The 13243-nt window shown below is 63.7% G+C and carries 13 protein-coding genes and 1 tRNA gene; 12 read left to right on the top strand and 2 right to left on the bottom strand.

Annotation, left to right across the window (positions count from 1 at the left end):
* Positions 1-59: 59 nt before the first annotated feature.
* The 6 genes from LQ954_RS06080 (at position 60) to LQ954_RS06055 (ending at position 6646) form a co-directional block, all read left to right on the top strand.
* On the top strand, positions 60-1388 hold the full coding sequence (locus LQ954_RS06080; RefSeq protein ID WP_227770356.1) for a replication-associated recombination protein A: 1329 nt from the start codon (positions 60-62) through the stop codon (positions 1386-1388).
* An 89-nt stretch (positions 1389-1477) separates the two neighbouring features.
* Complete coding sequence (locus LQ954_RS06075) at positions 1478-3772, top strand: FdhF/YdeP family oxidoreductase (protein ID WP_227770357.1); 2295 nt, start codon at positions 1478-1480, stop codon at positions 3770-3772.
* 219 nt (positions 3773-3991) lie between these two features.
* Entirely contained in the window at positions 3992-5368 is a 1377-nt protein-coding gene (locus LQ954_RS06070; RefSeq protein ID WP_227770358.1) for a serine hydrolase domain-containing protein, read from the top strand.
* Positions 5365-5706: an MmcQ/YjbR family DNA-binding protein gene (locus LQ954_RS06065; protein ID WP_231022351.1), complete on the top strand. Its 342-nt coding sequence runs from the start codon at positions 5365-5367 to the stop codon at positions 5704-5706. The genes LQ954_RS06070 and LQ954_RS06065 overlap by 4 nt, the downstream gene beginning before the upstream one ends.
* On the top strand, positions 5655-6551 hold the full coding sequence (locus LQ954_RS06060) for a hypothetical protein (RefSeq protein ID WP_231022350.1): 897 nt from the start codon (positions 5655-5657) through the stop codon (positions 6549-6551). Before LQ954_RS06065 ends, LQ954_RS06060 begins: the two co-directional genes overlap by 52 nt.
* A 19-nt stretch (positions 6552-6570) precedes the next feature.
* Positions 6571-6646: transfer RNA gene (locus LQ954_RS06055), tRNA-Thr, on the top strand.
* Here the strand turns inward: LQ954_RS06055 and LQ954_RS06050 are convergent.
* Positions 6647-6892 (bottom strand): hypothetical protein, encoded by a 246-nt coding sequence (locus LQ954_RS06050; protein ID WP_227770373.1) that lies wholly within the window; start codon positions 6890-6892, stop codon positions 6647-6649.
* A gap of 45 nt (positions 6893-6937) precedes the next feature.
* Complete coding sequence (locus LQ954_RS06045; protein WP_227770374.1) at positions 6938-7084, bottom strand: hypothetical protein; 147 nt, start codon at positions 7082-7084, stop codon at positions 6938-6940.
* Positions 7085-7216: 132 nt separating this feature from the next.
* On the opposite strand from LQ954_RS06045, the gene LQ954_RS06040 reads away from it, so the two are divergent.
* From LQ954_RS06040 to trpB, 6 genes are all read left to right on the top strand, one after another.
* Complete coding sequence (locus LQ954_RS06040) at positions 7217-7912, top strand: endonuclease/exonuclease/phosphatase family protein (RefSeq protein WP_227770375.1); 696 nt, start codon at positions 7217-7219, stop codon at positions 7910-7912.
* Entirely contained in the window at positions 7909-10194 is a 2286-nt protein-coding gene (locus tag LQ954_RS06035; protein ID WP_231022349.1) for a patatin-like protein, read from the top strand. The genes LQ954_RS06040 and LQ954_RS06035 overlap by 4 nt, the downstream gene beginning before the upstream one ends.
* Positions 10195-10250: 56 nt before the next feature.
* Positions 10251-10589 carry a hypothetical protein gene (locus LQ954_RS06030; protein ID WP_227770377.1) on the top strand — a complete coding sequence of 113 codons (339 nt, stop codon included), beginning with the start codon at positions 10251-10253 and terminating at the stop codon, positions 10587-10589.
* Positions 10590-10592: 3 nt separating this feature from the next.
* Positions 10593-11267 (top strand): orotidine-5'-phosphate decarboxylase, encoded by a 675-nt coding sequence (gene pyrF, locus LQ954_RS06025; RefSeq protein WP_227770378.1) that lies wholly within the window; start codon positions 10593-10595, stop codon positions 11265-11267.
* 83 nt (positions 11268-11350) lie between these two features.
* Entirely contained in the window at positions 11351-11986 is a 636-nt protein-coding gene (locus tag LQ954_RS06020) for a phosphoribosylanthranilate isomerase (protein WP_231022348.1), read from the top strand.
* On the top strand, positions 11983-13212 hold the full coding sequence (trpB, locus tag LQ954_RS06015) for a tryptophan synthase subunit beta (protein WP_231022347.1): 1230 nt from the start codon (positions 11983-11985) through the stop codon (positions 13210-13212). The genes LQ954_RS06020 and trpB overlap by 4 nt, the downstream gene beginning before the upstream one ends.
* The last annotated feature ends 31 nt before the right edge of the window (positions 13213-13243 follow it).

Below are 13243 nucleotides of genomic sequence, written 5' to 3'. Positions count from 1 at the left end.
TAAGACGCTGCCGTCAAGCATGCTGGGAAAGTTCACTGGCAACGCCTATGTGATCCGGCATGGCTGATCTCTTCGCTGGCTTGGGGATGCCAGAGACCGCTTCGGTGCCAGCGGCCAATGCTCCGCTCGCCGATCGACTGCGCCCTTCCCGTCTTGCCGATGTGGTGGGGCAGGAACATCTGACAGCACCGGAAGGCGCAATCGGGCGGATGATCGCAGCCGGTCGCCTCTCGTCCATGATCCTGTGGGGGCCGCCTGGGGTCGGTAAGACGACCATCTCGCGCCTGATCGCGCGAGAGGCGGGATACGAGTTCATGCAGCTATCCGCCGTGACGACGGGCCTGGCCGATCTGAGAAAGGCCATCGCCGCGGCGGCGGCCCTGCGGAACGCCACGGGGCGCCCAACAGCCGTCTTCATCGACGAGCTGCACCGCTTCTCCCGCCCGGTACAGGACGCGATGCTACCCGCGCTTGAAGATGGCACGTTCACCCTGATCGGCGCGACCACCGAGAACCCGAGTTTCAGTCTGGTTTCGGCATTATTGTCGCGTGCCAAAGTGTTCACGCTGAAGCGGCTGAGCGAGGATGATCTCGAGCAGGTGATCGTCCGCGCGGAGGGTCATTTCGAAAGGCCCCTACCGCTTGATCCGGTCGCGCGCGGCGCATTGATCGGGATGGCGGACGGCGACGCGCGCTACTTGCTGGGGCTTTGCGACGATCTGTTCGCGGTTGGCACCGATCAGCCGCTCAGCGTGCAGCAACTCGCGGAGATCGTGCAGGTTCGCGCGCCATTGTACGACAAGGGGCAGGAAGAGCATTTTAACATGCTCAGCTCCTTTCACAAAAGCCTGCGTGGAAGCGATGTTGATGCCGCCATGTACTGGGCCGCGCGGATGCTGGCGAGCGGCGAGGATCCCGCCGTGATCTTTCGCCGTCTGTTATGCGCCGCGTCTGAGGACGTCGGCATGGCCGATCCGCAAGCCATGGTTCAGGTGCTCACGGCTTGGCAGGCGTTCGAGCGGGCCGGTTTGCCCGAGGGGCGGCTCTTCCTCGCACAGGCTATCGCCTATGTCGCGACCGCGCCGAAGTCCAATGCCGCGTATCTGGCGTTCGACAAGGCGACGGCGCTGGCGCGGAAAACGGGCTCGCTTCCGCCGCCCAAGCACATCCTCAACGCGCCGACCGCCCTCATGAAGGAGCTGGGCTACCACGAGGGCTACCAATATGATCACGATCGGCCCGACGCGTTTTCCGGCCAGGAATTCTACCCCGACGACATTGCCGCGGCCCGGCCAGAACCGCTGTACCAACCAAACGAGCGCGGGTTCGAACGGGAGATCCGCAAGCGCCTGGCCTTCTGGTCGGCGCGGCGCGAGTCCGGTCGCTAACGGTTCACCTGATATCCTCAGCTGATGGATGGTAAGCGATGCATCCTCGGCCTTGCTCGATGGTTCTGCCTTCAAGCGAGGAGACGGTGATGCGCAAGGGACAGGACAAGGGCGAGGAACAGGGCACCGTCCATTACTCCGGCACGGAAGGCGGTTGGGGCTCTGTGCGCGGCATCGTTGAGACCGCCCTTCGCGAACGTCCGAAGCCGGCCGCCCTCGACGCGCTGCGGCGCCAGAACAAGCCCGGTGGCTTCATGTGCGTGTCGTGTGCCTGGACCAAGCCAAAGCACCCACACACCTTCGAGTTCTGCGAGAACGGCGCGAAAGCGACCTTGTGGGAGCTCACCAGCAGGCGGTGCACGCCTGAGTTCTTTGCCGAACATACGGTGACGGAGCTGAAGGGGTGGAAGGATTATGACCTGGAGCAGACCGGGCGGCTGACCCACCCGATGCGCTACGAACATGCCATCGACAAATATGTCCCGTGCAGTTGGGAAGAGGCGTTCAGCGCGATCGGGCGTGAGTTGAAGGCGATCGATCCTAAGTCCGCCGTTTTCTACTCCTCTGGACGGGCGAGTCTGGAAACGAGTTATCTCTACGCATTGTTCGCGCGACTTTATGGCCACAACAATCTGCCTGACAGCTCGAACATGTGCCACGAAACGACCTCAGTCGCGCTGAAGGAGGTGACGGGATCGCCGGTCGGCACCTGCGTGCTCTCCGATTTCGAGCTCTGCGACGCGATATTCTTTTTCGGGCAGAACCCTGGGACCAATTCCCCGCGCCTCCTCCACCCGCTGCAGGAAGCGGTGAAACGGGGCTGCAAGATTGTGACGTTCAATCCGATCCGGGAGAAAGGGCTGGAGGTCTTCAAGAACCCGCAAAGCCCCAAGGAGATGCTGACACCGGCGGCGACCCCGATTTCCGCCCTGTACCTTCAAGTGAAAACGGGTGGAGATATCGCCGCGATCACCGGCATGATGAAGCATGTGTTCGCCAAGGAGGCGGAGCGCTGGGCGGCCGAGAAAATTCACGTTCTCGACGTCGACTTCATTGAACAGCATACGGCCGGGTTCGACGCCCTGAAGGCGCATGTGGGCGCGACCAGCTGGGAGACGATCGAACACGAAAGCGGCCTCGCGCGCTCAGACATCGAGGCGGCCGCCGATATCTACATCGAGGCGAAACGATCGATCGCAATGTATGGTATGGGGCTGACCCAGCACGTGCACGGCAGCGACAACATCAAGCAGTTGGTGAACCTGTTCCTGCTGAAGGGAAATATCGGCCGCGACGGCACGGGCATTTCGCCGGTGCGCGGCCATTCCAATGTGCAGGGCCAGCGCACAGTGGGCATTTCCGAGAAGCCCGAGTTGGTGCCGCTCGACAAGCTGGCCGAGCAATATGACTTTGAGCCGCCGCGCGATGAGGGCCTTACCACCGTTCACGCCTGCAAGAAGATCCAGACCGGGGAGGTGAAAGCCTTCATCGGCTTGGGCGGCAATTTCGTTCGCGCCATTCCTGAACGCGAGCGGATGGAGGCTGCCTGGACCAAGCTGCGCCTGACCGTGCAGATCGCCACCAAACTCAATCGCAGCCATCTCATCAACGGCGAGGTGGCCTATCTCCTGCCGTGTCTCGGCCGATCGGAGGAGGACGTCCAGGTGACCGGCGCGCAGGCGGTGACGATGGAGGACAGCCTGAGTTGCATCCATGGGTCGATCGGCCGGGCCACGCCGGCCTCCCCGGACCTTAAATCCGAGCCAGCGATCGTTGCGGGCATGGCGAAGGCAACGCTGCCGCCGAACCCGAAGGTGCCTTGGGATGATTGGGTGGCTGACTACGGCCTGATCCGTGACGCCATCGAGGAAACCTATCCCGAGCAATTCCACGACTTCAACAAGCGGGTGTTCACGCCCGGCGGGTTCTACCGCGGCAATTCGGCGCGGGAGCGAGTCTGGAAGACGGAAAGTGGCAAGGCAGATTTCACCCTGCCGAAGAAGTTGAACAGCTGGGGCACGGAAGACAAGGAAGGCCGCTGGCGGCTCATGACCCTCCGATCCAACGATCAGTTCAACACGACCATCTATGGCTATTCCGATCGACTTCGCGGGATCGAGGGGACGCGCGATGTGCTGCTGATGAACCCCGAGGACATCGCCGCCGCGGGGCTGCAAGATGGGCAGATCGTCGGCCTTGCCAGCGACGCCGAGGACGGCGTGGACCGTAAGGTGGGTGGGTTGACGGTGACTCCATTCCTGCTGCCACGGGGATGCATTGGCGGCTACTATCCAGAGATGAACCCGCTCGTGCCGCTGAGCTGGCATGACGAAGAGTCGAAGACGCCGGCGGGAAAGAGCGTGCCGGTCCGCATCGTAGCCTAATCGGCCATTGATCTACGCTGTTTCGCCAGCGCATCGATTATGGCAGCGCATGTGCGGGCGCTGCCAACCGGCAGGCTATCGGGTCATCGTCGCTTACAATCGGAAGAGGATCGGCAGTTGAAGCTTGATGTCCATGTGCTCAAGGTCGGCGCGTCTTGTCTTACCATCACCAAGACTCGGGCTGGGCGCGTGAGTGATCGGCCAGAGGCTCGGCATTGCTTGGCCAAACTTTCTATGCCGGGGCTCCTCGCTCTTGGTCTTCTTGCTACGCCGGCTTCGGCCCAGGTGATCGCCGCGGAACGATCAACGGCGTATGAGAATGCTGTTGCCGCCGGCTACAAGGCGCTCGCACTATGCGAAGGCGTTGTTGCCGCTGGCCGTACCGAGGCGCAGGTGGAAGCGCTCGAGCTGCGCGGAATCTACTCCGAATATCAGCCACTCCTGCCGAAACTGAAGGCGACCGTGGATCGCCGCGCACGGAGCGTGCTGGTTTCCTTCCCTGGTGATCTGCCACCTCGCAGAGCGGACTGGGCTCCCGGTGTCGGCTGTGTGCTCTCCCCTATCGGCGCAACCTCACGGCTCTGGCCGGCCGGCACTTGGCAGGGCCAATTGCCTGCATCCGCCGATGCTCGTCCTTGGCCGCTGGGAGATGCCGGCATCTCGCCTCGCCCCACCCCCGCACTCGGCGCCACGATCGACAAGGCCTTCGACCGCTCCACCTACAAGGGTGAAACCGTCGGCGTGATCGTGATGAGGGACGGCCGTGTCCTCGGGGAACGATATGCCAGCGGCTTCGGCCCTTTCGTCGCCAACCGGACCTGGTCGGTCGCGAAGAGCATCGCCGGCACCCTGGTCGGCATTGCCGTGCAAGAACATGGCATCGACACGACTAAGCCGGCGCAGATCCCGGAATGGCGCGTATCCGGTGATCCCCGACGCAACATCACACTCGACCATCTGCTGCGGATGTCGTCCGGCCTGCACAGCGATCACTATGGCAATCGGACCGACGCAATCTATTTCGGCGGCACGACCGTAACCGAGCAGGCTGCGGGTTGGCCCCTAGAGGTCAAGCCGGGGACGCGGTTCCGCTATGCAAACAATGACATCATGCTCGCCGCGCGAGCGGTCAGGGCGGCGATGAACAACGACAAGCGCTACTCTGCCTGGCCACAACGCCTGTTCGCGCCGCTTGGCATGCAGCACACGACGGCTGGTACGGACTGGCAGGGCAATTTCATCCTCTCCAGTCAGGTTTACACGACGGCGCGGGACCTTGCCCGACTTGGCCAGTTCTGGCTTCAGGATGGCGTATGGCAGGGCAAGCGCCTGCTGCCGGCGGGATGGATGCGCTACATGACCACGCCCAGCGGCCCACAGCCCGCGGATGGCCCCGGCTACGGCGCGACGATGTGGCTCTTCGGCCCGAAACAGGGGCTTCCGGTCGGGAGCTATTCGGCCCAGGGTAACCGCGGCCAGTACGTCATGGTTGTTCCCTCGCGGAAGCTGGTAATCGTGCGCCGGGGTGAGGACACGGCAAACGGACGGTTCGACATCGCCCGGTTCACCGCAGACGTCATCCGCGACCTGCAATGAAGGACTGGGAGGACGTTGTGGCGTTCGCGTGCGGCCTGCCGCACGTGACCATGGCGCCTTATTACGGCTTCCCCTGTCCCAAGGTGAACGGCAAGGCGTTCGTCTCGCCCGGGCGTGAGGCGGGAAGCTTTCATGTCCCCACCCCTCACGACGAGAAGGCGGTGCTGCTGGAGACAGAGCCGGACACATATTGGCAGACCCCTCACTATGAGGGCTGGCCAGGTGTTCTGGTCCGCTACGCGGCCGGAGATCCGGAACGTGTCCGCACTGTGATCCGCCGCGCCTGGTGGGATCGCGCGACCAAGGCGCAGCGCCAGGCTTTTGGACCCAGGCCCTGACCCACTTCCGCAAATTCGCTGCCATCGACTGGTCCGGCGCGAAAGGGCGACGGCACAAGGGCATTGCCCTTGCCCTCTGCCACGCCGGCGACGATGCCCCGCAGCTGATCGCGCCGCCCGAAGGTGCCTGGTCGCGCTCGCAAATCCTGGAGTGGCTGCTGGCGCAAGCGGACGAGCCGCTGCTAGTTGGAATCGACTGCAGCTTCTCCGCGCCCTTTGTCGTGCGAGGGGCCCATCTTCCCGGCGAAACGACGACGGCGAGCGCGCAGGACCTTTGGGCTTATGTCGACTCTCACAGCAGCGACGAAGATCTGGGTGCCGCATCCTTTCTGGAGCAGCGCCGCGGTCGCCACTTCTACCTGGGCGCGGCGGACGGTCCGAAGCGAGACTTCCTGCATTGGCGCGCCTGCGAGATGGCAGATGGCCACGCGACTAAGCCGACCACCGTTTATGATGCGATTGGCGCGGCACAAGTCGCCAAGGCGAGTTTCGCCGGCATGCGCATGCTCCATCATCTCGCGGGCCGCGTCCCCGTCTGGCCCTTTGACCCGCTGCCGCAGAATGGCGCAGTGCTGGTCGAGATCTACACTGCGATTGCCGCACGCGCCGCCGGCCTACCCCGCGGGAGAAGCAAGCTCCGGAATGCCGTCGCTTTGGACGCTGCACTAACGATGATCGGCAGCGCACCGCATCGTCCACTCAGCCGCTACGACGATCACGCAACCGATGCGATCCTCGCCGCCGCGTGGCTGCGCACGAGCGCCGATCGCGACGATTTGTGGCACCCGCGAGGCTTGAATGAGAAAATCCGATACACGGAAGGCTGGACCTTCGGCGTATCCTGACGCATGAGCCGCCGACCATGCCGGTTTAGCTCAGCTGGTAGAGCAGCGGTTTTGTAAACCGAAGGTCGCGGGTTCGATCCCTGCAACCGGCACCATCATTTCACGCGGCGCTTGGACTTGGTCGGACGTATTCTCCGCGCTTCTTCCGCCATCAACTGGAGCACCAGCGTGCGGATGTGCTTCCAGCGCCGCCGCTCGAAAGAAGCGAATCGCGTGCGCGCGAGCCGCCGGTCGACATAGCCTAGCGGGTCGTCAGGCTGCTCACCCATGACCCGGCGAGCGCGGATCTTCGCTTCGATGCGCCAGCCCGACTGCGCGCCAGCAAAATGATCGAACAACATCCCTGCTGCTGTAAACCTGCGCGGTCGGACTGGCCACGCCCGATCTCAACGATCGGCATGACCAGCGGCGCGGATCATGTCACGCCATACCGCCTCCTGACGCGCGCGCCGGGCGGGATCGCGGCGGCTGGCGCGCGCAGAAAATACTGCAAGGCCGATCAAGGGCATGACGAATATGGTTTCCGCAATCACAGCGCGCCTCCCTTCCCCGGCCCCTACCGCTCAGGCCATTGCACCATCAGGGTTGAGCGGGCATCGCTGCTGCGACCGGCGCGCGACAAAGTGGCGGCAACCAGCCGGCGATAAGGGCGTTTCACCACCGCAATGATCCGTGTCGCGAGCTACAACATGCGCAAAGCGATCGGCACCGATCGTCGCCGCAATCCCGAACGCATCCTTGAGGTGCTGCGCGAAGTGGACGCAGACGTGATCGCGCTGCAGGAGGCGGACCGTCGCTTCGGTGCGCGCGCTGCCGTCATCACGCCGCACCTGTTGGACGAGCACAGCGACTGGAAGTCGGTCGGCTTCGGCGTACGCGCGGGTTCGATGGGCTGGCACGGCAACGCACTGCTTGTCCGCAAGAGCAGCCAGGTCGTGGACTGCGAATTGATCCACCTGCCGGCCCTGGAGCCGCGCGGCGCCGTCATGGCGGACGTGCGCATCAGGGACACGATCTTCCGCATCATCGGAATGCATCTGGACCTGTCGGGGCTCTGGCGCCGGCGGCAAGCGGCAGCGATCCTCACCCATGTCGCCGCCAGCACTCACCCGCGCCCAACGGTGATGATGGGTGATCTGAACGAATGGACTCGCGCGGCGGGGTGCCTGCGAGACTTTTCGCGGGACTTCTCCTTCGCAGAAACAGGGCCGAGCTACCACGCTCGGCGGCCCGTCGGCAGGCTGGACCGGATCATGGTTTCGGAGGATCTCAAGGTGGTCGAGTGCGGCGTCCATCAAAGCGCCGCCGCGCGTAAAGCAAGCGACCACCTGCCCATTTGGGCCGACGTTCGCCCGACATGATCCGCGACGGCGAACTGCGGCTCGCGCTGGTCTGCTACGGCGGAATTAGCCTCGCCGTCTACATGCATGGGATCACCAAGGAGATCTGGCACGTCGCGCGCGCCAGCCGCGCCAGCCATGCGGGCGAAGCGCTGTCCGGAAGCGGAGCGGTATACGCTTCGTTGATGGAGGACATCGTTCAGGAGACGGGCACTCGCCTACGCGTGCTGCCCGACATCATCGCCGGTGCGAGCGCCGGCGGGATCAACGGCATCTTCCTTGCCCAGGCACTGAGCGCCGGCCAGTCACTCGATCCGCTGACCGACCTGTGGCTCGAGAAAGCCGACGTGGAGGCGCTGATTGCGCCTGGCACCGCACCCGCGACCCGCTTTTCCAAGGCGTGGGCGCTTCCCCTGGCATGGATGGCTGCAGGGCGCAGCGCGGACAAGCTGGACGCACTAGACGAGAATACGCGGGATGAAGTGCAGGCGAAGCTTTCGCACTTTGTGCGGTCGCGCTGGTTCGAGCCGCCGTTTGACGGCGCCGGCTTCACCTCGATGCTGCTGGACGCCTTCGATGCCATGGCGGCGGCGCCCCGTGGTCCGCGTCTCCTTCCAGAGGGGCAGCCGCTCGATCTGTTTGTCACGGTTACGGATTTCACCGGCCATCCCGAACGCCTGCAGCTTCATTCGCCGCCGGAGGTCCTTGAGACCGAACACCGGTTGGTCCTTTCGTTCACCGATCATGGCCGCGAATGTGAGACGCTGGCCGCCTCCCCTGAACTGACGTTTGCGGCGCGAGCCACCTCAAGCTTTCCCGGCGCGTTCCCGCCGTTCAGTGTGACCGAGTTGGACACGGTCCTGAGCATGCGTGAGGCTCACTGGCCGGGGCGTGGCGCGTTTCTGCAGCGCGCGCTGCCACGTCACGTTGCCGCTAATGCGGCGGAGAAGGCGTATCTTATCGACGGGTCGGTGTTGGCCAACGCGCCATTCCGCCCAGCGATCGAAGCGCTGGATGAGCGCCCTGCCCGCCGGCAAGTGGACCGCCGCTTCGTCTATATCGACCCGTCGCCCGGCATGAAATTTCGGCTGACCCGCGGCGATGACGGACAGCCTGGTTTTTTTCAGACGATCCTGGGCGCGATCAGCGAATTGCCGCGCAAGCAGCCGATCCGCGACAATCTGGAGGCGCTTGCCGCTCGATCCCGCCGTATACAGCAGATGCGGACCATCACCGACGCTGTGCGCCCGGCAATCGAGGCCGAAGTAGAGGCGCTGTTCGGCCGAACCTTCTTCCTGGACCGACCGACGCCTGCGCGGCTTTCCGGGTGGCGGCGTCGCGCGCAAATGGCCGCGGCCGACCGCGCCGGCTTCAGCTACGCCGCTTATGCGCACTTGAAGATCGCGGGCGTGGTGGAGACGATTACTGCCCTGCTCCATGCCGCGGGCGGAGAACCCGGGCCGCAGCGCTGGGCCAAGATCCGCAACCGCATCGAGGCTGCGCTGCTGGCTCGTGGCTATGACGAGGCACGTCCTTCAGATGCGTCCAGCGCAGCATCGATCGACTTCCTCCGCACCTTCGACATCGGTTTCAGGATCCGCCGCCTGCGCCTGCTGGCGCGCCGCTTGGTGGAGCTTGAACCGGAACATGACGAGGAAGTCCTGCTCCCGGTGCGCCACGCCATCTATGATTCGCTGGCTGCCTATATTGAACGCAAGATGCCGGAGCCGCATCGGCCACTACGGGCCAAGGTCCGTTCGCTAAAGGGCGACGCTTCCGAGCTTCTCGACCAACTCGCCGATTCGCTGGCGCTGACTCGGGTCGATGCCGAGACGGACGAGCGGATCGCCGAGGCATTGGCCGGTTTGCCGCGCGCGCCGCGGCGCACGCTTCTTCTGCATTATCTCGGCTTTCCCTATGTCGATCTTGCCACCATGCCGCTGTTGCAAGGCGCAGGCGTGGATGAATTCGACCCGGTGAAGATCGACCGCATCGCGCCCGATGATTGCGTCGCCATTCGTCAGGGCGGTGCGGAAGCAACCCTGAAGGGCATCCAGTTCAGCAATTTCGGTGCGTTTTTCAGCCGCGCCTATCGCGAGAACGACTATCTCTGGGGTAGGCTGCACGGGGCCGAGCGGATGATCGACATCATCATCTCGGCGCTCCCGGCGGACGCCCGATTGAAGCCGGGCAGCGTTGCCGCGGCAAAGCGTCGCGCATTCCACGCGATCCTGGATGAGGAGGAACCGCGTCTCACGACGGCCGGCGCACTGATCGCCTCATTGCGTGGCGAGATCGGCTGAGGCTGGCCAAAGGGCGCGCGCCGTAATAGCGTCCGCGCCATGCCGGAGCCTTGTTCATGCAGTTCCTGAAAATTCTCTTCTGGGCGTTGATCGCCTTTGCCGCGGCCCTTTTCACCTTCGGCAATTGGAAATGGGTGCCAATTTCGTTGTTCGGAAATCTGGTTGCTGAAGTGAACCTGCCGGTTCTGCTTCTCGTGACGTTCCTGGCGGGGTTCCTGCCAACATTCCTGTATCAGCGGGCCATTCGCTGGCGGTTGCGCCAACGGCTCGCGGCTGCAGAACGTACCGTTGCCGATCTTCGCGCGCTGGAACTCCCTCCGGTCCAGCCGGCGAGTTCGCCAGCGCAGGCGGCTCCACCGCTCCAGCCTGTTTCCGCTTCTCCAGAGGTCGCCTGACGCATGTCCAATCGCATTTTCGTAGCTCTCGACACGCCGGATCTCGAGCGCGCGAAGCAAATGGCTACACGCGTCCGGCATCATGTGGGCGGCCTTAAGCTCGGGCTCGAGTTTTTCGTTGCCAATGGCGCGCATGGCGTGCGGGAAATGAGCCACGTCGGACTTCCGATTTTCCTCGACCTGAAGCTGCACGACATCCCCAACACGGTGGCCAAGGCGATCCAGGCACTTGGCGGGCTGGAACCCGCGATTCTCACCGTTCACGCATCCGGGGGGCAGGCCATGCTGGAAGATGCCAAGGCCGCGGCACCTGCCGGCACCAAGGTGGTCGCCGTCACTATGTTGACCAGCCTTGATGACATGGATCTGGCAGCTACCGGCGTTCAGGGCCGCGCGCATGACCATGTACTGCGACTGACCGAGCTTGCCATGCGGTCCGGCGTGGACGGAATTGTTTGTTCGGGCGAGGAAGTGCAGGCCGCCCACCAGATTTGGCCTAAGGGCTTCTTTGTTGTGCCGGGCGTGCGACCAGCTGACGGTGCGACCGGCGATCAGAAGCGGGTGGTGACGCCACGCGAAGCGCTCGATCGCGGCGCGTCAGTATTGGTCGTTGGCCGTCCGATCACTCAGGCGGATGATCCCGATGCAGCGGCTCGCGCGATCGGCGCGACGCTTTGACGCGAGATGCGCCGCCCGACATCTAGAAGCCGGAACATGCGCACCGTCACAGTGCAACGTCCATCTCTCTCGCGGACGATTCGATGACTGATGTGAAAGTCTGCGGGCTTAGCACCGTGGAGACCTTGGACGCTGCGATCGGCGGCGGCGCAACTCATGTCGGTTTCGTCTTCTTCGCCCCTTCGCCCCGCAATCTCTCGTTTGATACGGCCGCGAGCCTTGCGGCTCGAACCCCTGATCATGTTCGGAGGGTGGGCGTCTTTGTCGATCCGAACGACGAGATGCTCGAGCATGCGGTTCAGGCCGGGCGCCTTCACGCGGTGCAGCTGCATCGCACGGCGCCACAGCGGGTCGCTCACCTGCGCCAACGCACCGGCTTGGAAACCTGGGCAGCCGTTGCGGTCAAGACTCGCTCGGATCTAGACGGTGCCAGGGATTATGCAGGCGCTGCCGACCGTATCCTGTTTGATGCCAAAACGCCGATGGACGCCGCTCTGCCGGGCGGCATGGGTATTCGCTTCGACTGGTCCTTGCTTGACGGCTTTCGTCACCCAATGCCGTGGGCGCTTTCCGGGGGGCTCGATGCCGGCAATGTTGCGGAAGCGATCCGGCGCACCGGCACACCGATGGTTGACGCCTCATCGGGGTTGGAGAGCGAGCCCGGTGTGAAGAGCGTGGACAAGATCGTCGCCTTCCTGCAATCGGTCGCCGCATCATGAACGCTCCGAATTCTTTCCGGGCACAGCCCGACGAGCGCGGCCATTTCGGCGATTACGGCGGCCGCTATGTCGCCGAAACGCTGATGCCGCTGATCCTGGATCTGGAACGCGAATATCGCGCCGCGAAAAACGATCCGGCCTTCCAAGCACAGTTTGACGATCTGCTGGAGCACTACGTCGGACGGCCCTCGCCGCTCTACTATGCAGAGCGGCTGACGGATGCGCTGCGCGAGAATGCGGCGGATGGAATGGGCGCCGAGATCTGGTTCAAGCGTGACGAGCTGAACCATACGGGCGCGCACAAGATCAACAATTGCATCGGCCAGATCCTCCTGGCGATCCGGATGGGCAAGACGCGCATCATCGCCGAGACTGGCGCCGGTCAGCATGGCGTGGCGACCGCCACCGTCTGCGCCCGCTTCGGACTTCCATGCGTGATCTACATGGGCGCTAAGGACGTCGAGCGTCAGCAGCCAAATGTATTTCGCATGAAGCTGTTAGGTGCGGAAGTTCGGGCGGTTACTTCGGGTGCGAACACGCTCAAAGACGCGATGAACGAGGCGCTGCGCGATTGGGTCGCCAACGTGCACGACACCTTCTACATCATCGGCACAGCGGCCGGCCCCCATCCCTATCCGGAGCTCGTCCGCGACTTCCAGAGCGTGATTGGTCGTGAGGCTCGCGAGCAGATGCTGTCCCGCACTGGGCGCCTCCCCAACATGCTTGTGGCGGCCATCGGCGGCGGATCGAACGCCATTGGACTTTTTCACCCGTTCCTGGACGATCCCGACGTGCAGATGCTCGGCGTAGAGGCAGCCGGTGAAGGTCTGGAGAAGAAGCATGCGGCCAGCTTGGCCGGCGGCTTCCCCGGCGTGCTGCACGGAAACAAGACCTATTTGCTGCAAGACGACGACGGGCAGATCGCCGAGGCGCATTCGATTTCGGCCGGGCTGGATTATCCGGGTATCGGTCCGGAGCATGCGTGGCTGAAGGATATCGGCCGCGTGGAGTATACGTCGGTGACCGACGGGGAGGCGCTCGATGCGTTCCAGCTCCTGTGCCGGACGGAAGGTATCATTCCTGCGCTGGAACCCTCCCACGCAATCGCAGCCGTGACACGCAAGTCACAGGAATTACGTCGTGATCAGATTATTTTGGCTAACCTTTGCGGCCGCGGTGACAAGGATATCTTCACCGTCGCTCATGCGTTGGGAGTAGCGATATGAGGGGTTTTCACCGACCCTGTGCGATCGCTGC

The organism is Sphingomonas sp. IC-11, from assembly GCF_021043365.1.
GTDB lineage: Bacteria > Pseudomonadota > Alphaproteobacteria > Sphingomonadales > Sphingomonadaceae > Sphingomonas.
This window is presented reverse-complemented; position numbering and strand designations above follow the sequence as displayed.